This window comes from Pseudorhodoferax soli (assembly GCF_003337555.1).
Lineage (GTDB): Bacteria > Pseudomonadota > Gammaproteobacteria > Burkholderiales > Burkholderiaceae_C > Pseudorhodoferax > Pseudorhodoferax soli.
Map to the genome: position 1 here is coordinate 494,178 of NZ_QPJK01000006.1, position 22,989 is coordinate 517,166.

The 22,989-nt window shown below is 65.9% G+C and carries 18 protein-coding genes; 7 read left to right on the forward strand and 11 right to left on the reverse strand.

Translation table 11 applies throughout. The annotated features are described in order from the left end of the window. Window position 1: 1 nt before the first annotated feature. From mobH to DES41_RS22770, 4 genes are all read right to left on the reverse strand, one after another. Window positions 2–1,843, reverse strand: a complete 1,842-nt coding sequence (mobH, locus tag DES41_RS22755; protein ID WP_114469937.1) for a MobH family relaxase — start codon at window positions 1,841–1,843, stop codon at window positions 2–4. A gap of 299 nt (window positions 1,844–2,142) precedes the next feature. After that, window positions 2,143–3,201 carry a DUF932 domain-containing protein gene (locus tag DES41_RS22760; RefSeq protein WP_114469938.1) on the reverse strand — a complete coding sequence of 353 codons (1,059 nt, stop codon included), beginning with the start codon at window positions 3,199–3,201 and terminating at the stop codon, window positions 2,143–2,145. 240 nt (window positions 3,202–3,441) lie between these two features. Continuing rightward, complete coding sequence (locus DES41_RS22765; protein ID WP_114469939.1) at window positions 3,442–4,452, reverse strand: DUF7146 domain-containing protein; 1,011 nt, start codon at window positions 4,450–4,452, stop codon at window positions 3,442–3,444. Window positions 4,453–4,542: 90 nt separating this feature from the next. Continuing rightward, window positions 4,543–5,106 (reverse strand): hypothetical protein, encoded by a 564-nt coding sequence (locus tag DES41_RS22770; protein WP_114469940.1) that lies wholly within the window; start codon window positions 5,104–5,106, stop codon window positions 4,543–4,545. 481 nt (window positions 5,107–5,587) lie between these two features. On the opposite strand from DES41_RS22770, the gene DES41_RS22775 reads away from it, so the two are divergent. The 4 genes from DES41_RS22775 (at window position 5,588) to DES41_RS22790 (ending at window position 8,815) form a co-directional block, all read left to right on the forward strand. Continuing rightward, on the forward strand, window positions 5,588–6,331 hold the full coding sequence (locus DES41_RS22775; protein ID WP_114469941.1) for an AcaB family transcriptional regulator: 744 nt from the start codon (window positions 5,588–5,590) through the stop codon (window positions 6,329–6,331). 439 nt (window positions 6,332–6,770) lie between these two features. Further along, window positions 6,771–7,112 carry a helix-turn-helix transcriptional regulator gene (locus DES41_RS22780; RefSeq protein WP_114469942.1) on the forward strand — a complete coding sequence of 114 codons (342 nt, stop codon included), beginning with the start codon at window positions 6,771–6,773 and terminating at the stop codon, window positions 7,110–7,112. 122 nt (window positions 7,113–7,234) lie between these two features. Continuing rightward, window positions 7,235–7,645, forward strand: a complete 411-nt coding sequence (locus DES41_RS22785) for an HU family DNA-binding protein (RefSeq protein ID WP_114469943.1) — start codon at window positions 7,235–7,237, stop codon at window positions 7,643–7,645. Between the two features lie 258 nt (window positions 7,646–7,903). Continuing rightward, window positions 7,904–8,815: a site-specific integrase gene (locus DES41_RS22790; RefSeq protein WP_114469944.1), complete on the forward strand. Its 912-nt coding sequence runs from the start codon at window positions 7,904–7,906 to the stop codon at window positions 8,813–8,815. A 1,039-nt stretch (window positions 8,816–9,854) separates the two neighbouring features. Here the strand turns inward: DES41_RS22790 and DES41_RS22800 are convergent. After that, window positions 9,855–10,346, reverse strand: a complete 492-nt coding sequence (locus tag DES41_RS22800) for a hypothetical protein (protein WP_114469945.1) — start codon at window positions 10,344–10,346, stop codon at window positions 9,855–9,857. An 838-nt stretch (window positions 10,347–11,184) separates the two neighbouring features. On the opposite strand from DES41_RS22800, the gene DES41_RS22805 reads away from it, so the two are divergent. Together DES41_RS22805 and DES41_RS39875 are read left to right on the forward strand one after the other, a co-directional pair. Next, window positions 11,185–12,417, forward strand: coding sequence for a DUF1173 family protein (locus DES41_RS22805; protein WP_114469946.1), 1,233 nt, complete (start codon window positions 11,185–11,187; stop codon window positions 12,415–12,417). Between the two features lie 449 nt (window positions 12,418–12,866). After that, complete coding sequence (locus tag DES41_RS39875) at window positions 12,867–13,013, forward strand: helix-turn-helix domain-containing protein (protein ID WP_425466386.1); 147 nt, start codon at window positions 12,867–12,869, stop codon at window positions 13,011–13,013. A 227-nt stretch (window positions 13,014–13,240) separates the two neighbouring features. On the opposite strand, the gene DES41_RS22815 is transcribed toward DES41_RS39875, so the two are convergent. Genes DES41_RS22815 through DES41_RS39605 form a run of 3 tightly spaced genes read right to left on the reverse strand, consistent with a single transcriptional unit; the run spans window position 13,241 to window position 17,962 of the window. Next, window positions 13,241–15,391, reverse strand: coding sequence for a bifunctional diguanylate cyclase/phosphodiesterase (locus DES41_RS22815; protein ID WP_114469947.1), 2,151 nt, complete (start codon window positions 15,389–15,391; stop codon window positions 13,241–13,243). Continuing rightward, window positions 15,388–16,224, reverse strand: a complete 837-nt coding sequence (locus DES41_RS22820) for an alpha/beta fold hydrolase (protein ID WP_114469948.1) — start codon at window positions 16,222–16,224, stop codon at window positions 15,388–15,390. Before DES41_RS22820 ends, DES41_RS22815 begins: the two co-directional genes overlap by 4 nt. Before the next feature lie 19 nt (window positions 16,225–16,243). Beyond that, on the reverse strand, window positions 16,244–17,962 hold the full coding sequence (locus tag DES41_RS39605) for a methyl-accepting chemotaxis protein (protein WP_114469949.1): 1,719 nt from the start codon (window positions 17,960–17,962) through the stop codon (window positions 16,244–16,246). Between the two features lie 153 nt (window positions 17,963–18,115). Here DES41_RS39605 and DES41_RS22830 point away from each other — a divergent pair, with 153 nt between their 5' ends. Next, window positions 18,116–18,781 (forward strand): response regulator transcription factor, encoded by a 666-nt coding sequence (locus DES41_RS22830; RefSeq protein ID WP_245965827.1) that lies wholly within the window; start codon window positions 18,116–18,118, stop codon window positions 18,779–18,781. Between the two features lie 32 nt (window positions 18,782–18,813). Here the strand turns inward: DES41_RS22830 and DES41_RS22835 are convergent, their stop codons facing one another. From DES41_RS22835 to DES41_RS22845, 3 genes are all read right to left on the reverse strand, one after another. Further along, window positions 18,814–20,790, reverse strand: a complete 1,977-nt coding sequence (locus DES41_RS22835) for a sensor histidine kinase (protein WP_245965828.1) — start codon at window positions 20,788–20,790, stop codon at window positions 18,814–18,816. Between the two features lie 832 nt (window positions 20,791–21,622). Continuing rightward, window positions 21,623–21,775 (reverse strand): hypothetical protein, encoded by a 153-nt coding sequence (locus tag DES41_RS38495; protein ID WP_170168260.1) that lies wholly within the window; start codon window positions 21,773–21,775, stop codon window positions 21,623–21,625. A gap of 130 nt (window positions 21,776–21,905) precedes the next feature. Beyond that, on the reverse strand, window positions 21,906–22,154 hold the full coding sequence (locus tag DES41_RS22845) for a hypothetical protein (RefSeq protein WP_114469953.1): 249 nt from the start codon (window positions 22,152–22,154) through the stop codon (window positions 21,906–21,908). Window positions 22,155–22,989: the final 835 nt, after the last annotated feature.

The window sequence follows — 22,989 nt, forward strand, 5'->3', positions numbered from 1 at the left end:
GTCAGACCGTCAACATGGCTGCGTTCTCAGGCCCACCGCCAGCCAGGTACGCGGGAGCGATCAACAGTCCAAGGTGCTCCTGCCCGTCGATCTCGAGCGTCATGGCGCTGGCCGGCCCCTGAGGTCCGCGCGCGAGCATGCACGCCTCGGACAACCCGCGCAGGGCGTGGGACGGCTCGATGTGCCGCCGCTCGAACTCGGCCAAGGCGATGAACAACCCTTGTGGTGTCGCCAACGCGCGGCAGCCCTGCTCGGCGTTGCCCAAGGCCTGCGCGATGTCGGCGACGGCTTCTCGCAGGCGCGGTGCCAGGCGCATCGGCAGCTCCAGCCGCCAAGGACCGGGGGCCGCTGTCGCGTCCGAGGGCTGCGGCCTGCGATCGACCTGCCGGGTGCCTGTCGGTGCGTCCTGTGTTGTCGGCGGTTGCGGGTGGGCATCCGGATCCAGCAAGGCGCTGACCTGCAGCTCGAGCTGCTCGCCGCTGGTGGCCGAACCGACTTTTGCGCCGCCGGCGGCCTGCTTCGTGGTGACCCGCGCCGCGGTGTCGTCGGCCGTTGGTCGGGCGATGGCGTCGGGCCCGTGGTCCGGCACTGAAGGCGCCGATGACGCCGATGGTGCTGCTGGCGTCGTCGCCTGCGAGGGCGCCAGGATCGCGGCGGTCGATGGCGCAGGGCGGTGCTCCAGGCTGCCGAGCACCCAAGCCGGCTCGATCAGCTTGACGGCTTCGAGCGCCGCCTTTGCGCCAGGCGGTTGGATGCTCCACAGCGGTTTGCCACTCGACTGGACCTGCAGGATGCCTGCACCGAGCAAGATCTCCAGCATCGTCTCGGCCGACTCTGGCATGCCGGGCAGCTGCTCGGACTCCAGCAGCTTGCGGATGTCCGTGGCCGCGTTCGGCCAGACGATGAACAGTCCATCGGAACCGAACCAGACGCGCGATCTCTCTGCGTTGGGCTCCCAGGCCGGATGCATGGCGACGAGCCGGCGCAGCGCGTCGACCAGGTAGCGCTCGAGATGCGATCCCCGCATGGGCCTGCCGGACCGGCTGGCACTGGTCTGCAGGAAGCGGTCGATGACCAGCGCAGCGGAGCGCCGTACCAGCTCGTCCAGGATGTTGTGCTCTCGCGCCAGTGGCATGCCGGCCAGGCTGGCCAGCATGTGGGGCACGACCACGGCGTTTCCTTGGGCGAGGTGTTGCAGCGTTGACGCCGGCAGCACGAGCGGCAGAACAAACAGCGCCAGCCCCGGGCTCTGGGGCGCGGTGGGCTCCCACTTGAGGAAGTAGCGGTCTGCACCGCGTTCTTCCAGCCAGGGATGCAGGCTCTGCAGGTAGGAAGGCCACTCGGTCCCGTCTCGATCGGTGACCACCACCTGGCTCAGCGTGCGATGGACCTCCGCGCAGAGGCCTGCAATGAAGGTGGCCAGCCGCCATCGCGGTTCCAGGTGTCGGCGCGTGGCAATCGTCGCCCGACGGGAGAAAATACGCGCGTCGGTGCCCTGCAGCGCATAGAACGCGGTTTCCAGCCCGAGCTTCAGCAGCCCGCCCGGCTCGCTGAAATAGTTGGTGGGCGTTGCCGGTAAAAGATGTACGAGCGCTGCGTAGCGCCGAACCAGCGTCATCACATCCTTGTCGAAGGACTCCTGGGTGCATCCGTAGCACAGCTTGATGCGTGCGAGCAGCTCCTGGTGGGCGGCCAGCAGCTTGTCGAGTGCCAGCGGCGGAAAGCCAGGGTCCGCCGGGGGATATTCGAAGTCCGCGAGGCTGCCGGCGATGGTCGGCGTTGCCTGGGCGCTGGGTGCTCGTGCGCCGGCTGGGGTCTCCTCAAGCGTAGCGGTCGATGCCATGTTCCTCCTTGTGCGGGCTGCAAATACACAGCGGCTCGGCAACCGGATGGACGAGGCACTGCACTGCGGTGCAGCGGTGGACGTTGCGTGCGCCGGTGAGCAGCTTATGGCGCGGCATGCGGCATGGCGCATGCCGAGGGCGACCTCGGTGGAACGCTCGCCGAGAATTGACGAGGCCGGCTTCTTTCGGTGTGGCGAAGGACAATCGCGTCTGGGTTGGGCAACGCTCAAGCGCAATGTCGGCCGCTTCGCCGGCACCTTGCGGTGCCGACGAAGCGGGGTCTCCCTTGACCGACGACCTAGGCCGTGGCCAGTTCAGCCCATTCCTTGGGTGTCAGATCGATGAGCCTGCCACCGATCTCCTCGAACTCCGTCGCGCGGTCGTAGTCCTCGACCTCCTGGCTGTAGTGCGTGACCGCGTTGACCAGGCCGTAGCCGGAGAGGTCTGCGCCCTCGACCAGATGGCGCAGCACGCCGGTGCGCTCGCCGTCGCTCATCGCGTACCGGTTGGCCAGTACCTCCACGCTCTTGACCGGATTGCCGGCCAGCCGAACACCCATCGTCGCCTGCATCTTGTGCGCGGATTCCAGGAAGGCGGTCTCGGTGACCGTCGCCTGCACGACATCCCGCACCTTCATGAAGAAGGCCTGGTCGTCTGCGCGCAAGGTGTCGTCCTGGTAGACCTTGAGGTCACCTTCCTCGCCGCCCAGCGCCCGGCCGATGTGGGTCTTGCGCAGTGCGCGGTCGGGGACGATCAACCCATTGCTGCAGACGAGGCGGTAGAGCAGCGGCTGCACCGACAAGCTACCGTGGCCGACCTCCGAGTTGGTGATCACAATGCCTGCCTGCACGACATCGCCAGGCGACATCGTGTAGGCCAGCGGCGGGACCACGACTTTCAGGTACATGCGCGTGTCGGTCAGCTCGACCGACTCGAACCGCATGTTCTCCAAGGTCCGCAGGATAGGGATGACCGCGTTGGCAAGGTCGTAGTTGTCCAGCCTGCGGTAGCGGTCGGACAAGACGGCCCGCGCCTGGCCATCCAGGGTGCGCAGCATCTTGCGGCCTTCATCGCATTGCAGCCAGGTGTTGACGTTGCGGTCCAACAAGGTGGGCTGCTCGGTCCGCATGCGTTCAAAGTAGGCATACGGGATGCTCAGCTTGCCGGCGAGCTGCCGGCGCGCCAACTCGGTCACGGCGAAGCTTCCGCCGTCCGGGTGGTCCACGATCAGGGCGGTGTCGCCGTGGTCGCTGGTCTCGTGCCGCATCATGGAAGAGTGCAAGACGAGGTCTCTCTTGGTCGCCAGCTGGCGCTCCAGTTCATGGGCCAGCTGCACGAGTGTTCGTCCGTTGCGCATGTCGATCTCCTCAGGTATGGCAAGGGCGCTCGTTGTCCCCGTTGGGGTGAGCGCCCCAGGGGGTTGATGTTTGACCCGGCAGTGCCGGGCCTTTGAGCGCGATCTGGAGATCGCGCGGTGGCGCTGCGTCGCAGCGTTCTCTTCATTGCGGCGTCTGCATGAAGGCGCCGCCATTGGCAAGCAGATGCGCGAGACTCTGGCTCCTCGGGAGGCGAGCCCCGTGGCTCGCCCCTGGAGCGCTCAAGCGGCGCGCTTCATGTTGCGCACCACGACCCACCAGACGTCGGCCCAGTCCGAGCCCCGCTTGCGCGGGATCAGGACCTCCACCTCACGTCGGGTCGCATGCCTTGCTTCCTTGCACAAGCGACGCGCCAATGCGAATGCACTGGCTTCGCCCTCGAAGTCGCCGTCGGCATCGTTGTCGCCATAGACGAGGACCCGCCGAACGGTCTCGGGGATCTGGACGCGCTCCAGGTTGCCCGCACTCATGGCCGCCCACGTCGGAACGTTGCGCAGCATCTGGACTGCCAGGGCGGTCTCAATGCCCTCTGCAATGGCCAGTTCTTCCGTCGGCGCGAACAGCCGGATTGCCGCGCCGTTCACGCCAGTGGACAGCAGCTTCTTCGCATCGGAGAGCGGCGCCTTGCGGCCTGCGCTCAGGTACGTGCGATGCAGCGTGACCATCCGGCCGTCCGGTCCGTCCACGCGGGCCAGCATCGCGGCGTACTCGCCGACGCGCTGGCTCTTGCCATCCCCGCTGCGTGCGTAATAGCCCAGGCGCGGATGGTGTCGAAGCGAGTCCGGGTAGCTGTCTCGGCCCAGTCCCCGGCCGGTCAGGTACCGGTCCACCGGGTCTCCTGGCTGGACAGGAACTGCTTCGTCCCAGATCCTGCGCGCCAGTGCAGCCATGCGCTCAGGACTCGCCACGGATTCTTGCCGCGGTGCCTCTCGAAGGCCGCCAACGCAGGCGTTCACCTTCTTCAATGTGGTGCCGAAGTCCCATCCGAAGATGGCCTGGGCCAGTTTGAAGCCGCCACCGGGCCCGCACTCGGGATTCCTGCAGTGGTAGTTTCCTTCCCCGAACCGGTCCGTGTACTGGAACCGGTCGGTCCCTCCACACAACGGGCAGGCCATGTTCTTGCGGCGCAGGATGCGCTCATCGGCACCCAGGCACCGCAGGATCTCGTCCCAACGGCCGTGCGCGCGGGCTTGCACGTCTTCCACGCGTATCGCGAAAGCTTGATCGTTCATGTCACGGTCTCCTGGTGATCCGGCCCGGCCGCATGCTGTGGTGCGGTGGGGCGTTCGTCGCAACCTCGAGCGGGCTTGCCGGGGTGCAGGTCATGCGAACAGGTCGCCCTGTGCCGAGTGCCGATTGACTTGCTCATTGAGCCACTGGGGATTACGGCTGAGCTGCGCGTCCACCCAGTCCGGGTTGTTGGCGAGCGCATCCTTGATCCACTGCGGGTACCGGCTGAGCGATTCCTGCATCCACCGCCTGGTTTCGCGGGCGATGTGGTGGCGTACGTCCTCGCAGTCGATGGCGCCACAGTAGGGAATCGGCGACAGTGGACTGGAACCGACGACCTGGAGGCAGCTCGCGAACGAGAACGGCTGGCGATCTTTCTCCGGCTCGGTGAAGACCCACCGCAGTGTGGCCAGCTTCTCGTCGAGCGGAGCGTCGGGATCGGCGAGCATCTGGACGTCCTGCAGCAGGCGCCAGTGCAGGTAGACGATCTCTTCTTCCGTCCATTCGCTGACGCCGTCAGGGGCGTGGACGTCAAATACGGACCAGTCGGGCGCCTCGATCACCGTGGCACCCGCCATGGCGGTGCTTGGGGCGATGAAGAACAGACCCGCAGGAACGGTGCCCTGCGGTGGTGCAGGTGCGAAGCCATGTCGCATGGCGACCTCCTTGGTGGTGGAGAAGGCGCGCGGACCCTCGATGGGGCGGACGCCCCTCGGGGTGGATGACTTTCGGACGGGACCGCCCGAGACCTTCAGGGTCCTGAGACCCGGGCTGGCTGGGAGAAGGCGATTGATGCGCCTTGATCGGTTTGCCAGCTACCGATCGGAAGAAGCTTTCGGCGCACGGCGGGCGCCTGCCTCGAAAGCCGGTTCCGATGTTCCGCACTGGTGCATGCCGCGCGGCCGATGCTTCAGGGCTCGGGTTCGGAGCGTCTTCTCGATCGGAGGATCGCGGTGGTGTGCCCCACGGCCCAGCTGCCGTTGGATTGCACACTAGACGAGGTCACGGACAGGGTCAAGCGCGAATGGCGGTCAGCCCGCGCCGTTCTCGAAATCTGCCGCATATGGGCCCCCATTCGAGGTGGCGTCGCACCAAGACGGCTTCGAAGATGGGGAACGATCAGCATCGGAGCCAACGATGACCGACTTCCAGATGGTGAAGACCGATCAGGGTCGTGTGAACGCCCGCATCATGGCCAAGGAGGCGAAAGTGGACTTCAGGCGCGTGGAGGGCGCGAGTCTGAAGATCCAGACGCGCTTTGCGAGCGCGGAGGCCAAGCGTCTGTTCGTGCGCCTGTTCCAGACGCTGCAGCTCAATGCCTACTTCGTGTCGGTCATTGCACGCACGCGAGTGGAAGGCAAGGACATCGACGAGATGGAGAGGGCCCTGCGTAGCGACATCGACGCCGTGAAGAAGAGGCTGCACACAGCCATCGATGGCGCTGAAGCAAAGTTCAAGGCCCATGGCATCGGCTCCCTGGCCACCTACGACACACCGCCCCTGGACATCGAGGTCGGTGTCCTATCCTCCAGTGGCCGACGCTACCTCGAGCTGTTCAACCTGTTCGATCAGTTGATGCCGCTGCTGTTGACGCTGGAGATCCACGAGGTGATCACGGCGCAGGAGTTGGATCAGGAGCGCATGGCGTTCAAACGCCTGATCAAGAAGGTGGCTACGACAACGCGTCAACGTGCCGACACGATGCGGCGTCGCATGCACGCAGCGGTGCAGAACGCCGAGCGCGTGGTGGCGGACACGGGGCAGGGCGCGGCCAAGCAGGGCGTGGCGTCTGTGCCGCTCCGGCCGGAACACAGCGAGGTGCCAGCCGACCGCACGCTGCTGCCGGAAACAGCCCCAGTCGAGCCACCCGTAGCCGAATAGAACCGATGTCCGGAGATTCGGCCATTCGATGTGGTGCCGTACATGCGAGGGCTTGCAAGAGCCCGCACGGCGCTGTTACCTTGTCTTCGCCTTCCCGCCTGGACGAGGAGATCGTCGAGCGGTCGTGGACAGCTGGATCCTGTGGCCATTCCAGCCCTGAGGTACCGAACGGCATCCTGCCGATCCGTGGGGTTGAACGCGCCCGAACGCGCTCATCGGTAGGATGGATGTGTTGTGCAACCATCGTGCGCTGCCGGTCCGTTCGGTCTGAACGCGGCCTGCCTGGCTCACAGAGGGAAGTTCCAAAGCGCATGCCAGGCGGACGCAGGCAGCGTGGTTCCGAGTGATGCGTCCTCCGCGTGGCTGTAATCCAGGCCTTAGCACGACGCAAACGAGTCAGGTCGGCAAAGGCCGGTGCGAGCCGGTATGGAGTCGAGCCATGCTCAGTTCACCATCTTCTGCTGCTTCGCTGCCCGAGTCGGGCTATGTACGCCAAGCGAAGCTGCTGCAATTAGTTCCGTTCTCGAAGTCAACGCTCTGGCGGCGCGTCACCGACCGCACCTTCCCTCCGCCCGTCAAGCTGTCGCCGGGAGTGACGGCATGGCGCATTGAGGACGTGCGACGTTGGATGGCCCAGGTCGATATCCCTCTTGAGTCCGCGAACGCGGCGCAGGCTGTCGTCGGCAACCAAGCGACCAAATCGGCGGCTTGTGCTGGACCAGGGGTTGGCGGGCTGGCCAGCAGCCCGCGCCGGCTGTTCCGCAGTGGCAGGCCGGCCTAGGGGCGCGGTGACCGACGGCGCCGCTGGGCGGCCCGCAGGCGCTGACGCACGGTCTGCACACTGGGCTTCTTTCTAGAATTGCCGTGCGCGACCTGCGCACTCACACTGGAAAGAACATAGAAATGGCAACTGCGAAGAAGACCCCGGCAGCGAAGAAGAGCGCTCCTGTGAAGAGCGCTGCTCCGGCCAAGAAGGCTGCGAGCGGCCCCGTCACGCTCAAGCCAATCAAGACGGCTTTCAACAAGTCCACGCTGCAGGCCCACCTGGCCGAGGCCGCTGGCGTCGAGCCCAAGGCTGTCAAGGCCGTGATGGCTGCGTTGGAAGCCACCATGGTGGCTTCCCTGAACAAGAAGGGTCTGGGCGAGTTCACCCTCCCTGGCTTGTTGAAGGTCGTCTCCGTTGCCATCCCGGCCAAGAAGAAGCGCCGCGGCATCGATCCGTTCACCAAGGTGGAGCGTGAGTTCGCGGCCAAGCCTGCAACGGTGCGCGTCAAGGTGCGTTCGCTGAAGAAGTTGAAGGACGCCGCTCTGTAAGGCAGAGCTTCGCAGCGCGCGGCTCGGCGGGGCCTGTGTATCGCTCTGGCGGGCAGGTGGGCCGCTACCGCCGCGGGCGGTGGCCGCCATGGTTGCCGATTCCCCTCGTGTGCCAGCGGCGGGCATCAGGCGGCGAGGTTGATGCGATCCTGAGACGGTCGTGAAATCGGCACCAATTCGGGCCGATTTCGGTGTAGCGATCGATCCCGACCTGCTGCAGCATTCCCAGCGCTTGAACTGCCTGGAGGGTGCACAGACATGGATGCGGAGCGTTTTGCCTTGTCGACTGCATTGTTGCGGTCGGTGCTCTCCGGCATGACATACGACGCTGCGGCCCGCGTGCACGGGCTGAGTCGCACCGCCGTGGAGCGGCGCGTCAAGGCACTCGTTCTTGAGCTTGTCCGCTCGGTTGGCATCGACGGCCTGAACGAAAGCCGGGCCATGTTCGTTCGCCAGTTGCGGGCCCATCGGGAGGGGATAGAACGCGCGCTTGTGCGCTTCGAGCCGCACATCGACTCCGCTCCACCCTCGGAGAACCTCATCTTGTCGGATGACGACATACGCACAGCCGTGCGCCGTGTGAAAGCACGCACCCGTACGCCCGAGCGGGATGTGGCCATGGTGTGGATCCTCTTGGCGACCGGCCTGCCACCATTGGAAGTGGCGCGCCTGGAGGTCTCGGACTACCTGAACGCAGATGGCACGGTCCGGTTGGCTTCGACGGTTCGCGCAAGCGTCGCGGTCAATGGGCGCTCGCGTCCCTTGTACTTCTCAAGTCCTGCTGCGTGTGAGGCGATCGATGCCTATCTCGCCACGCGCGCACGGCCTGGCCCATCGATCCCGGGGTCGGATGCCTGCTTTCGCGGTCTTGATCCTCAGGGGGCGCTCTTTCTGACGCAAGCCGGCAACCCCTTCCATGTGGCCAGTGTTCCGTCGGGTAGCCGTGCACAGGCGCTGTGCCGTGAGGTGCACTACGCCTACCGCAAGATATTCCGCAGGATCGGCATTCCGGGCCTGTCGGCTCTCAGCTTGCGACAAACCGTCGTGGATCGCCTGCTGCGAAAAGGTGCGGAGATCGGCCAGATCGGCGAGTTGTTGGGGGTGCGTGATTTGAGGGTGCCGTCCAGGAAGCGGGTGAACCTACCCGATCTGATGCATGGCCTGGTGTGATGCGTTCCAGTGTGGCAGCGGCCGGCCCTTGCTCCGATCGTGTTTGGTTCTTTCGTCGGACTGCTCCTTGCATCGGGCCCTCGTGCAGTGTCGAAGCGTGAGGATGGAGTTGATCGGTGCACGACAACGGCATGTAGGTGATCGTGCGGAAACAAGGTCCTGAAAGACCGTATTTGCTCAATCTCGCGATCGAGGTTCTGCGGTGGCTCCGAGAGATTCTGGGCGTTGAAGGACCAGGCGTGCAGCCTTGAGGGCGCGCAAACGCACTGCCGCACTTCCTTCGCGATGCCTTCCAGTGCAGCGAACTGGAATTGCTGGGGCAGCCCGTGGTTCTTGCGATAGGACGCGCGAAGACCGGACAGTCCCTCCGCAAAGTGCGGACTTGGCGGGACAAGGTCGAGCGCTGGCCGGTCAGCCGGCCATTGGACGAGGCTGTCAGCAGCTTGTCCGCCATCTTGCTCGAGGAGGTCTACTGAGCATTCATCGTGGCTGGGCGTCGGGAAGTCGACGGTCTGTCCTGGGTCGGCGTGGTCCGCCTGATCCCGCTCAAGGCCATTGCCTGGCTGGAACTCGCAGCGAGGAAGGAGCAGGGCGCTAAGGTAGACGCCAAGGACGTGCGCAAGCATATCTCGACGATGTGCCGCGCCTTCCACAACTGCTCACGCCCGCCTCACGCATTGCGATCGACCGGAAGATGGCGACGACATGACGCGGTTTGTTGTTGCCGTCGCTGCCGACACGGCGATCGACGCCAAAGTGCTGCAGCTCGGCGACGTCGCCGTTGCGGAGCGGGTGGGCCGCATCGCCCAGAAATAGGGGATTGAGCTGCCCGCGCGGGCGGCCGGATGACGGACCAGGAACTGAAGCCGAGCGGGCGGATGGCGAGCGTCCTTGAAGCGCAATCTGTGGGGTCCAGCAAAATTGAAGCGTCGGCGCGCCGACGGGCCGGTGGCGGAGATTTGTGGGAGCGCCGCTGCACTCCGCGGTCGCGGAGGGCAGGGCGTCCAGGGGCTGCGGTAGGTTCATCCGACGTTGCCGCTCAGGACTCGGGCAAGGTGCGCTCCGGATCCGGCGCGTCCGATCGGTCTGCGGCCTTGCGGGCACGCTCCCGCAACGACCGCCCCGCCTGCGCGTAGGCATCCCCCTCCATCAGCTGCCTGTGACGTCGATCGCCTTGGTCGTCGGCAGCATCGGGAAGACAGGCCGCCATGAGGTGGCCCGCCTTCTTCGCAAGGTCCATCGCACAGAGCGGTAGTGCGATGAACACGGCGTTGAACATGCGTCTGGTGGCGTGCCCGATGCGCTGGTAGCGTGCTTCGCGGCTGTCGTTAAGCCGGATGCAGCGCTGACAGCACAGGTACAGGCCACGATGGCGCCGTCGCAACGTCTCGTCGCGTTCGAGCTCGGTCAGGATCTCCGCGGCCAAACTTGGGTCTTTTCGCGCCTGCGGATAAAACTCGAGCCACGTGTCTTCTTCTTGGCGCTCAAGCCGTTCGCGCTTGGTCAGTGCTGCCGGCCTGTCCTGCCACATGCCGGCCTCAACGGTCAGGCGCGACGAGCGCCGTGTCGGACGAGGCTCCGGGCGCAGCCGAAGCGCAATGCTTCGGCGTTGACCTGGGAGCCCGGCAGAGGTAGGGCAACTTTCTGCGCGCCACCACCACGGCGATCCTTCCAAGCAGAACACCGCAGGTGCGCGGCTTGCTCTCTTCGTGCGAAGTCATCGGTCTCTCCAGTGAAAGATGGGGAGGCCGCACCCGCGCGCGGGGAACTGGTTCCCCGGTTGGGTGCTTCGACATCGTCGAAGTGCTGGACACGTGCCTTTCGGCACGCGTTGGGAAGAGATCCGCGGTCCTTGCGGACCGGGACCTCGCTTCGACAGGCGCCTGGCGGTCGAGCCCGCCGGGTCCTGCATGCCGTGTGGCTGCGCTGGCGGCGCGGCATCACGGGCTTGAGCGCAGACTTGCGTTTGCGCATGCTGCGGCCATTCGCATGGCCTGGCCGGTTGGGTCCGGCCGCTTCAGGGCGGGTATCGACCGCAACGCCAGCGGTTTGCCGGACTTCAGTCGGCCTGAAGACAGGCCTCATGAAGGCTGGTGAGCTCGACGCTCACGGGTAGCAGTCGCACTCTCGGCGAAAGCGAGGGCGATCGCAACACGGTTGGCCAGCAATACCACTTGCCGTGGCCGAAAGACGCCTCGATGCCCGGACTTCGGTGTGGCGGCGGCGGTGCGTCGCATCCCTCGGAGATGCCGCGGGCAGACGGTTACCGCAACCGTGCCGTTGCCAAAAGCTCCGCGCAACAGGGCCTGTTTGCAGCTTGCCCCCGCCTGGAGCCTTGCCGACGATCAGTGGCCTGGCCAGGGCCGAACATGGATACCCAACGATTCGCCATCGCAGGCTGCGAGTTCGATGCTGACGACCCGGGGTTGCAGCCGGCGCTTGCGCGCGTGCACGAGTCGGCGGAGCGGCCCCGTTGCCTGTGCGTGCCGGGTGGCGTGGAGATGTACGTGGCACAGCATCGGCAACTGGTCGTCAAGCGCATGCCAGGGTCGGGCATGCGGCACCATCCGGGTTGCCCCTCCTACGAGCCCGACGCGCAGCAATCAGGCCTGGGCGAGCTTTTGGGCGAGGCGGTGCTGGAGCGCAGTCCGGGCAGCTTCGAGCTGCGTCTGAATTTTCCGTGGACGCGCGTGCAGAGGCGCGGGGTGCCCCGCGGCGAACCACAGGAGCCGGCCGAAGTCGTGGTTGCGCGCCGGCAGATGAGTCTGCGCGCGCTGATGCACTTTCTCTTTGATCGGGCGGGCATCAACCGCTGGTCGCCGGCAATGGCAGGCAAGCGCAACCAGGGCGTGCTGCACAAGTACCTCATGGAGGCTGCGGACACCGTCACTGCGCGTGGCCTCACGCTTGCCGAACGGCTCTACGTGCCGGAGCCGTTTTCCGAGGCGGGACGTGACGGTGCCGCCCGGCGGCGCCGGGAGAAGCTCGCCGTGCTCCATCCTCGGGACGGACAGAGTCCGCTTGCCATCGCGCTCGGGGAGCTCAAGGGCTGCGACAGCACCGCACAGGGCTGCCGCATCTGGATCAAGCACGCACCCGACGCACCGCTGCTGGCAGCAACCCGTACCTGGGAGCGCATCGAGCGCACGTTCGGGCCGCTGCTGGAAGCGCGCCATGCCGATACGGGGCATCGGGTGCGCTTGGTCATGGCAGCCTTGATCCGGGCCCGACGCGAGCACACGTATGAGCTCGATGCGGCCAGCCTGATGCTGACCAATGAACAATGGATTCCATTGGACGGTGTGCACGAGCTGGCGCTGGTGCAGGAGCTCATCGCCCAAGGGCGGCGCTTCATCAAGCCGCTGCGTTACGACGCGCGCACGGTGGCGGCGTTTCCAAACGCTCTGCTGCTCGACACAGGTGGCCAGCCCGTGCCGCTGCACGTCGTGAGCGCGTTCATGTCGGCGAAGGACCGTGCAGTGAAGGAAAAGGCCGCTCAGGATGCCGGCAAAGCCTGGGTGTGGCGCACCGACTCGCCAATGCCAGATCTGCCACCTGCACATCCGGTTTCGACGCGGAAGAGCGCATCGGTTTCGTCGTAGTGGTTCTTCGCGCAGCTGTCGGGTGCGCTGGAGCGGGGCGACCCCACTATCAAGGGCGCTTGGTGGCGGCGATACCGACCTTGTGCTCGCCAACCACTCTCTGGTTCTGGCACCTACTGCGTCCGGGACGAGCAGCACGTTGCTCAAACTGGGCTGCGTTCCCGCAAGGCAGCGCGCCGCGGCGATGCCAGTGGCATCCAGACTGCGAAGCTCGACGGCGATGTTCCTTGCATGTATCTCCGTTGAGGTCGACGAGCGACTGGCCCACGCGATCCGACGGATGCACGAGAAACCGGATGCATCGTGGACCGTCGCCCAGTCGCCCAGTTCGCGCGGGAAGCCGCGATGTCGCGGTCGGCGTTCTTCACCCGGTTCGGCCGACTCGTCGGTGGACGCCGATGGAGTGACTGCTCAGATGGCGCATCGCGCTCGCAAAGCGCCTGCTCAGCCTGGCCGGCGCTACGGTCGCCGAGGTCGCTGGGCGCCCCGGGTACGGCTCCGCCAGCGCATTCAGCGTCGCATTCACGCGGCATGTCGGCGAGCCTCTAGCGCACTTTGCTCCCCGCGATCGTGAGACGCGCATGGTCCGGTCATAGGATGCCCAATGGCCGCTCAGCAGCGATTGCCGCCGTTCGCGTCGCCGATATGAAAGTCATCTATGCAGGAGGTCACGCATTCGGGTCTCCCAATATTCGCCTTCAGATGAAATTGGCGGCTCGAGCATGGCCCCATGCATTGTCAGCTGCAGGGAATGAATCGTTGGGCTGCCGAGTGCTCAATTTTCAGATCGCAACCCCGCTTCAATAGATTTCCGGTGATCCGCTCACATCAAGTCGATCGAAACCGGCCTGCCGACATGCCAGCCCTGCGCATGGTCGACGCCGATCTCGCCCAGGGCCGTCATGGTGGCTTCGGTCTCTACCCATTCGGCCACGGTCTCGAGCCCGCACAGGTCGGAGATGCGCCGGATCGACTCGACGATGGCCCGATTCACCGGGTCTGTCAGCAGCGAGCGCGTGAAACTGCCGTCGATCTTGACCTGGTCGACTGGCAACTGCTTGAGGTAGCTGTAGGAGGACAGGCCCACGCCGAAATCGTCCAGCGCGAAGCGCACGCCGATTGCCTTGAGCGTGTGCATGAAGCGCAGTGCTGCCGCAAGGTCGCCCATGGTCGCGGTCTCCGTGATCTCGAAGCACACCCGTTCCGGTTTCAGATCCGTCTGTGCAAACAGGCCGGATACATATGCCAGGAATTCAGCGTCGCCGATGGACTGGCCGGACAGGTTGATCGAAGCCTCCACGCCGGGCCGGGCGACCAGCCATTCCAGCGTCTTGCGCACGACCCACCGGTCGATGGCCTGGATCAGGTTGTAGCGTTCGGCGGCCAGGATGTAGGGCGTGGGCGCCAGCAGCGTGCCGTCGTCGCCGCGCATGCGCAGCAACATCTCGCCGTGCTGCAGGGCACCCGGGCGCGGGGACAACCGGACGATCGGCTGGAAGCACAGCGCAAACCGGTCTTCGTCCAGCGCCCGCCGCACCTGGGCCACCAGGCTCATCTCCTGCCGCTGGGCCTGCAACTCCTCGTCGCCGCGGTCGAACACGTGGATGCGGTTGCGGCCGCGGGCCTTTGCCGCGTTGCAGGCCAGGTCGGCATCTGCCATGCTGGTCGCCGCCATGCCGTCCTGCCCATGGACGAGCGAGATGCCGATGCTCGCCGTCACCTGGAAGACCTGGTTCTGCCAGGAGAAACGGTGGGCCTCCAGCGCGCTGCGCATCCTTTCGGCCACGCGCAGGCCGGCGTTCAGCGAGCAGGCCGGCAGGATCAGGCCGAACTCGTCGCCGCCCAGACGGGCCAGGGTGTCGCTGGGGCGCAGGCTCGCCTGCAGGATGGTGGACACCTGGCGCAGTAGGAGGTCGCCCCCTGCATGGCCGACCGCATCATTGACCACCTTGAACTGGTCCAGATCCATGTAGACCAGCAGGTCGCTGTGTTGCTGCGAAGGCGAGCGGCGCCGTAGCAACGTCTCCAGGCGCCGCTCGAACTCGCGGCGGTTGGCGATGCCGGTCAGATGGTCGTGGCTGGCGTCGTGCGCCAGCTGGCGCACCATGGCGCGCTCCTCGGTCACATCCCGACCGACGAACACGCTGCCCATGATCGCGCCCGTGTCGTCGCGGATCGGCGAGACCGTGCTGGACACCTGGCGTTCGCTGCCGTCGGGGCGGATCAAGGTCGCGTCGATCAGGCCGGCCTTCCACAACGCCTGTGGCTGGGGCTCGGGGTCGATCGGCTCCCGGGTGGCGGACCAGACCATCTCGCCGAGCGCCTGCACCGTCTGCCCCATGACGTGGGCTTCCTCGACGCCGAACAGCTGCAGCGCGGTGGGGTTGATCGAGACGATGCGGCCGTCTGGACCGGTGGTGACGACCGCTTCCGCGATCGAGCGCAGGGTCACGCGCCATTGCTCGGACTGAAGAGACAGGCGCCGGTTGGTGGCGCGCAGTTCGGCAGCAGCGGCTTCCGCCTGGCGCTGCGCCTGCAGCAGTTCGCGTTCGTGGCGCCGTGTGGCGGTCGCATCGAAGACGGAGAAATTGACGACTGCCGCATCACGCGAGTCCAGACGGCGGACGGCGCAGACGAGCACCGGCAGCCGCTCGCCATCGGGCCGGACGATCTCCAGCATCAGCTCGTTGACGATACCGTATGCCTCCAACAGCGGAACGCAGTGGGTCTCGTACATGATTCGACTCGCTGGTGCCAGCAGATCTTTGAAACGCCGGCCCGAAAGATCTTTGCCGGTGCGGGCAGACCAGTCGGCAAAGCGCGCGTTGGCGCGGCGGATGCGCCCATCGGCCCATGTTTCCACCAGGCCGCAGGACGCGTCGATCTCCAAGGGCTCGAACGCGAGGGGATCGGTGTCAAGGTCGGGCACGGTCTTGAGGATCCGGGTCAGGGCGGGGATGGTGCTGGCGTTCATGCGAGGCTCGCCAGGCCATCGGCCATTTGCTGACCAATAGCCAGAGTCAAGAGGAACGTGCGGATCACCGCGGCCGTCTCGCACGGCGCACTCATGTGCGGGCAGTGGCCGGTCGCCTGCAGCCAGGTCAGCCGGGCGTGCGGCCAGCGGCGCTGCAGGTAGTCGCCGACCGCCGGTGGCGCCAGCGCATCGTCCCTGCACTGCACGATGAGCGTGGGCACGCGCAGCCCGGACAACTGGCCGCGCAGATCGCTCAGGAAGGTGGTCCGTGCGAAATGCTTGGCCACGTCGGGCGCCATGCGGCAAAAGCTGTCGGCGAGCCCGCCGGCCAGACTAGGTCGGTCGGGGTTGCCCATCACGACGGGAGCCATCATCCGGGCCCACTTGAAATGGTTGGCATCGAGCAGCTCCAGCAGGCTGTCGATGTCCTCGCGCTCGAAGCCGCCTGCGTAGCCGGCGTCGTTCAGGTAGCAGGGCGAGGGCGCCAGCATCACCAGCGCGGCGAACAGGTCGGGACGCGCCCGGGCGGCCAGCATGCTGCTCATGGTGCTGACTGAGTGGGCCACCAGCACCGTGTCCTGCAAGCCCGCGGCCTCGCAGACGGCGATGATGTCGTCGGCATGGCCCTGCAGAGTGGCATGGCGCTCGAAACTGTACGAGCCCGGAGCAGAACTGCCGCAACCGGCGTGGTCCATGAGCACGACGCGGTGGCTCTCGGCGAAGCCGGGCGCCAGGTCGCGCCAGACGTTCTGGTCGCAACCGTAGCCGTGGGAGAACAGCACCGGGGTGCCGCTGCCTGTCTGGCGCACGTTGTGGCGTTCGAGTGCATTCATGGGGTGATCCGCCCGCGCATCAGATGCGTGTCCATCCGCCGGTGTCGCGGACCGTGGGTGCCATGGCGGTCTGCAGGCGCAGAGCGCGCGGGCTGGCAGCGCGGTTGCGCTGTGCCGATGCCGATGCCGATGCGGGCCACTGGGGCGCGTGCGCCTCGTGCGCATTGTTAGCTTCGTGCGCATCGAGCTTGAACATCGCCACCGTGTCGACCAGCTGCTGGGCCTGCTGCTTGAGGTTCTCCGCCGCGGCGGCGCTTTCCTCCACCAACGCGGCGTTCTGCTGCGTCACATGGTCCATCTGCGAGATCGCCTCGCCGACCTGCCCGACACCCTGGCTCTGCTCTGCGCTCGCCACGCTGATCTCGCCGACGATGTCGCTCACGCGCTGGATGGCGTCGACGATCTCCTGCAGCGTCTCGCCGGCCTGGCCAACCTGCACCGAACCGTCGGCGACCTGCTCCACGCTGTCGGTGATCAGGGTCTTGATCTCCTTCGCGGCGTCGGCGCTGCGGCGTGCCAAGTTGCGCACCTCGGTCGCCACGACCGCGAAGCCGCGCCCCTGCTCGCCTGCACGGGCCGCTTCCACGGCCGCATTCAAAGCGAGGATGTTGGTTTGGAACGCGATGCCGTCAATCACGGTGATGATCTCGGCGATCTTCTTGGAGCTGTCGTTGATGCCGCGCATGGTGCTCACGACACGCGAGAACGCGGCCCCGCCCTGCACGGCGATGCCGCTGGCATCCTGCGCCAGCTGGTTGGCCTGCTGGGCGTTGGCGGCGGTGTTGCGCACCGTAGTGCCCACTTCGTCCATGGTCGCGGCGGTCTGCTGCAGCGCTGCGGCCTGCTCTTCGGTCCTGCTGGACAGGTCGAGGTTGCCTTGTGCGATCTGCTCGCTAGCGGTGGCGATGCTATCGGCGGCGCCCCGCACCTGGCCGATGAGTGTGACCAACTGGCGCTGCATGGCACCCATGGAGGCGAGCACGCTACCCGCGGGCGCGTCGTCCACGCCTGGGACCGGGCCGAGGTCGCCCTGGGCGACACGCCGGGCCGCTGCGTTCAGTTCGGCCGGCTCGGCACCGAGCGCTGCAAACAGGCGGCGCACGATCAGCCAGCCCAGCAGCATCGCCATCGCGACGGCGCCCGCACTGACCGCGAGCAGCATCGTACGTTGCGATGCGTAGGCGGCGGCCGCCTCGTCGACCTTGGCCGTCCCCTGCGACTGGATGTACGCGGCGTAGTCCCTCGATGTGGCCAGCAGCTGGGCCAGCAGGGGGCGGCACTCGACGTTGATCTTCTCGACCGCTTCGGCCCGGCGATCGTTCGCGGCTAGCTGGACGATGGACAGCGCCACCGGTGCATAGGCCGATTCGACCTTGTCGATCGCCGCCACCATGGCGCGCTCGCGCGCCGAGATCCCGGCGCCCGCCACTTCCTGCTTGAGCGCCGCCATCGTGGACTGCAGCTCTTCATGGGACTTGACGGCCGCATCCTTGTGCTGGGCGATCTGGTCTGCCGAACGGACGAGCACCATGTCGCGCACGGCGGTCGCGCGAGCGCTGGCCAGGATGCGGACGTTGACGGCCAGGCTCTCGCGCCGGGCCTCGCCCAGGACGTAGTCGGCAAATTGCCGGTTGACCTCGCCCAAGCTGCCCAGGGCGAAGTAGCACACGAGCAAAACTAGCAGGGCCAGTGTGCCGAAGGCGATGGCAAGCTGCCGTTTGATGGATGGACTCTTCATGGTGTGTGACCTCGGTGGAAAGCGGCCGGGAGATAAAATGCTCCTTTGCTACAAATTGTGCCACTCAATCATTTATTCGCGATGAGCGAATAAATGAATTGCGTGGAAAAGTCTTTGTTTTCCGGACCGTCGATGCTTCCTACCACCCTTGCCTTGGTCGATGACGACAGCGAGTACAGCGAATTTCTGTCGCAGTACCTGCGCGACCAGGGGGTGCAGGTCGACACCTTCGGGGACAGCAACGACCTGTTGGCGCACCACGACGCCTATGGGTATGGCTTCTACGTGCTCGACCTGATGCTGCCTGGCGTCGACGGCGTGGAACTCGTCAAGGTGCTGCGGCGGCGCACGGATGCCGGCGTGCTGGTGGTGTCGGGCCGGGTCGCGCCGGACGTCTTCACGCAGGTGCTGGGTGCCGGGGCCGACATGTACCTGTCCAAGCCCGTTCAGTTCGACCAGGTCGCCCTGGCCATCCAGTCGATCCACCGGCGCACGGGCCCGGCGGGGCCCCAGGGAACGGTGTGGAAGCTGGACCGGCGCGCGCGCCAGTTGGTGGCGCCGGACGGCGCCCGGGTGGAGCTTAGCGAGACCGATGTCACGGTGATCGAGTGCTTCCTGGAGGCCGATGGCGAAGTCGTCAGCCGCGAGACCCTGCGTAGCCGACTCGGCAAGTCATCGGGTGCCGATGCGGCAGACGGCTTGAACGCCACCATTTACCGGCTGCGCCGCCGCATCGAACGGGCTACGCCCGAGCTGGTTCCGCTGCAGTCGAAGTCGGGCGTGGGGTACGTGTTCCGCGCAAACCTGAAAGCCTACTGAACCTAGGGCGGGCCGCTGGCCTGCTCCGCGGCTCAATCGTCCAGCGACTGCTCGACGATCAAGCGCATGGTGCTGCCATGCGGAGTATTGCGCACCAGTTCGACACGGCCGCCGTGCAGCTCCATTACCCGGCGCACGATGTACAGGCCCAGGCCGTGGCCCGGCTTGCCGGGTGGGTGCCGACCGCGGTTGCCGCGCTCGAACAGGCGACCCACCAGCTCGGCGTTGAAGCCGGGGCCCTTGTCCTCGACCTCGATCAGCAGCGCCAAGGGGTCGTCCGAATCGATCAACCGCACGACGACCGGCGCCTGCGGCGGGCTGTAGGTCAGCGCGTTAAGCAGCAGGTTGCGCAGCGCCAGGCGCAGCAGGCTCATATCGGCCGACACCGTGCGACTGGTCGCGATGCGCTCGACCCGGATCCGGTGGCGCTCCGCCGCGGGCATGTCGGCCAGCACCACCGCCACAAGCGTGTCGATGTCGGTGTCCGCCCCTTCGACAGCATACTGGCGGGCCAGCAGCGACGCCCCGGCGAGGGTGTTATCGATGCTGGCCAGCACCTGCCCCATGACCGCCTGCGCGCGCCCCAGGCGCACAGACGCTGCCTGCTCGCCCACGTCCACCAGCACAGCAGCCGCGCTCTGTAAGGCCGCCGATGCGTTATTGAGCGGCTGCCTCACCTCGTGGGCCAGCACCTGGGTCATCTCCTCGCGCTCGCGCAGAAGCTCGCCGAGCGCCTTCGCATGCTCCTCGATCTGCAAGCGCAAAGTCTGCTCGCGCAACAGTTCGGCCTTGCTTGTGCGGCGTTCCGTGATGTCCTGCACGGCCCCGGTCAGGCGCACCGCCCGGCCGCCTTCGCGTTCGACGTCGCCCACCAGCCGGACCCAGAGCTCCTTACCCTTGGCCGTGGTCAGGCGCAGCTCCAGGTCCCACGGCTTGCCCTCGGCAACGCTGCGGCGGATGGCTTCCTCGGCTAACGCGCGGTCGCCTTCTGCCAGGAAGCCGATCGCCTCGTCCAGGCTCAGGCGGTGACCCAGCTCGACCTCGTGGATGCGGCATGTTTCGTCCGACCAGCGCATGGCACCGGTCGCCAGATCGGCCTGCCAGCCACCAACGCGGGCAATGCGGCCCGTGCGGTCCAGGAATGCCTCGCTTTCGCGCAACGCCAACTCGGCACGCTTGCGCGAAGTGATGTCCGTGCCAACACCGCGCAAGAGCCATCCATCGCCATCGCGTTCCCGTTGGCGATTGTTGGACCAGGAAACCCAGCGGTCCTCCCCATCTGGTCCGGTGCTGCGCGTCTCGCAGACGACGCTCTCTCCGCTGAGGAGGACGTGCTCTAACACCCCTTGCACCATGGCCTGGTCGTCTTGACCCAAGAAAGCGAAAACGTTCGATCCGATGGCTTGCGCGGCATCGACGCCGTAGTAGCGCAGCCAAGCCGGGTTGGCATAGACGATCTCGCCGCGGTCGCGTACGAGTGCGACCAACTCACGCTGTTCCTCGACGAGTGCACGGTAGCGGGCCTCGCTCTGTGCAAGTGCTGCCTCGTACTTACTCCGGACGGACAAGGACCGGCGAATCAGGTCTCGTCTCATCATCAGCGCCTCGCCCACCATGTCGGCCAACATGCGCAGCATGCTGGCCTCGCGTTCACCCAGGTGCCCGGGCGTGCGGTCGATCACGCACAGCGTGCCGGCGCGGGAGCCGCCCGGCAGGATCAGCGGGGCACCCGCGTAAAACCGGATGTCCGGCGCCCCGGTAACCAGTGGGTTGTCGGCGAAGCGCGGATCGAGCGCAGCATTCGGCACCTCGAGCAGGCTGTCGCTCTGGATCGCGTGGGCACAGAAAGCGACGTCGCGCGGTGTCTCGTTGACGCCGGGCAGGCCGACGTTGGCCTTGAACCACTGACGCTCTTCGTCGATCAGGCTGATCAAGGCGATGGGGGTGCCGCACAGCTCGGCGGCGAAACGCGCCATGAGGTCGAACAGCGGCTCTGGCGGGCTGTCCATGATCAGAAGATCGGTGAGCGCCGCGAGGCGAGCGGCCTCATCGGGGGGAAGTAACGGTGGTTGGCGCATTTTTCCAGCTAGCGCTGCAGGTGCAGCAACGCTCGACTCTAACGTTGACTACAGCAGTTTGAACCTGCCCGGGCGGTTCAGCGTGCGCTGCTCATCGCGGGGCTGGCAAAGCCTCCGCGAGTCCCCGGTACGATTCTGGCCGCCCCTTCGGTAGCGTCACTCCTTGGATCGCCAGAAAAGTACCTGGCCAGGCAGCTGACACAGATCCTCCACATTCTTGAGCCGCAGGTTTCTATAGTAGTGCGCACCCTTGTCAGGGGTGGACCCAAATAGGAACTATGCGATGCCACGATGGGATGGTGATGGCGAAAGCCCAGATGTGTTCAGCGTATTCATGATGGTGTCCATTTGGTTTTCGGTCTTCTTCCTGCTGTTCATCATCCTGGAGAGCTAGTACCGACATTGGCTGCTACAGGTCCGCATCGATTGGAGGTTCGCTGCGCGGTCGGCGCGATGCATCAAGAGCACCGAGCAGCTCTCAGCCTGCTTCGATTTCGTACTGTCTTGGCGCCCAGTCACTCCACTGGGTGTCGCGAAGTCAGAGTCAAAAGACGGCCGGGCGTTACGACCTTCACAATTTGACCCGACGCCCACGGGTGCAGCGGGTTAGCGCCGTCGCAGTCCTGGCCCCACCGTTGCAAACCATTGCTCCACATGAGCCCGTGGCGTCGGCCCGCCCTTCGCAAGATCAGCGGGCCTTTCCCTTTGAAGTGCGTCAAACATGGCGGAGCGACCCACGGCGCGCAGTGCCATCGGCCTTGGCTCACGCCTGCACCGTACTCAGCACTCTTAGGACGACGACGAGGACGATCACGGCGGCGACAGCGCCGCAGATGATCAGCATGCGCTTGTTGGCGTATCGGTTGCGGCTTGACGAGGTGGGGACTGCGCCGTTTTCGGGCTTCGTTTCGAGCATGGAAGGCTTTCTGGAGTGGTGGCCCATTCCCGCGCGGTTTGATGCCCGCATCCGTGGGTCAACCAGCCGAAAGGGTGCAGGACAGGTCCCTGGCTGAGGTCAAATTGGAGACGCCGCCAACGTCCGGCCGCTACATGCGCATCAGCCAGCCCTGTCTGATGCAGTACCCAAGGAACGCGTGCGGGTGCATCGCTTCCTGGCCTGGTCCAGCTTCTTCGAGCGCTTCCGCTAGGACCCAGAAGCTCAGCGAGTCCACAGGTGCCGAGAACGCCGCTTCGACCTTGGCCCAGGCCGCCGCCCGTTTCCCCCGATACATGCGCGGCTGCCGGGCGATTCGGTAGTACCCGGTGTGGATTGAGTGATCGAAGAACAAGGTCATGTGAAGGCCGCACCGGCAAGCCTTGGGCCAGCCCCTTCCAGGCCGACCAGCAATGACTCTGCCGCGGTCAGCTCCGCATTCACGGCCGCTTCAGGACGTCGATGCCGCGAGAATGGTGGTGCGCCAGACCCTGGCAGCCCGGACAGCAGCAGGTGTCGGCAGCAGTGCGGTCTCCACAGGGCTTGCATCCTGTCGTTGAATCTCTAGGAATGCGTTTCGGGCTGCTTTCGGCTGCAGGCCTGAGGTCACTAGGACCGTGCTCACAGCTGCGGCGGCGGCAGCAGAAGCAGCCATGTCACGTGGTTGTGAAGGCCTCGTCAAGTTGAGATCAGAGGTTGGCACGTCTTGCCTTTCGCCGTCATTTGTAGTCCAGCGATCTTGCGTGATATGCCCCGAGCCATCGTGGAGACATCGTGACAGGCTCAAACTGGCCACGGCGGCGCACATAACAGCAGGGCAGCACCCAGGCGGGCCAGCACCAGCAGGCCCGATGTACATCAACCGAACCCCGAGAGTTACGCCATGCTCGTGCAGACATCTGCATGACTGGAGGCACGCGGGACCGACTACGTCATCGTGGTGGAAGGCCTCGGCCTGTCGCGCGAGAAAAACGGGCTGTCCGACGGACATGGCACGGACAAGCGCGATCGCCTGCTGGAGGTGTTGGTGCAAGCGCAGCGTCGCTACGGCTGCTGTTGACCGGTTTAGGCTTGACAGCCGAACGACGCGCTTTTCGAACGTGAATGGCAGGTTTCGCGAGCGGAGGTCACTTAGCTCAAAAAGCTCAAGGGCAGCACGCAGTCTGAAGCTGACGGTCGCAGCTGACAGGCACGTG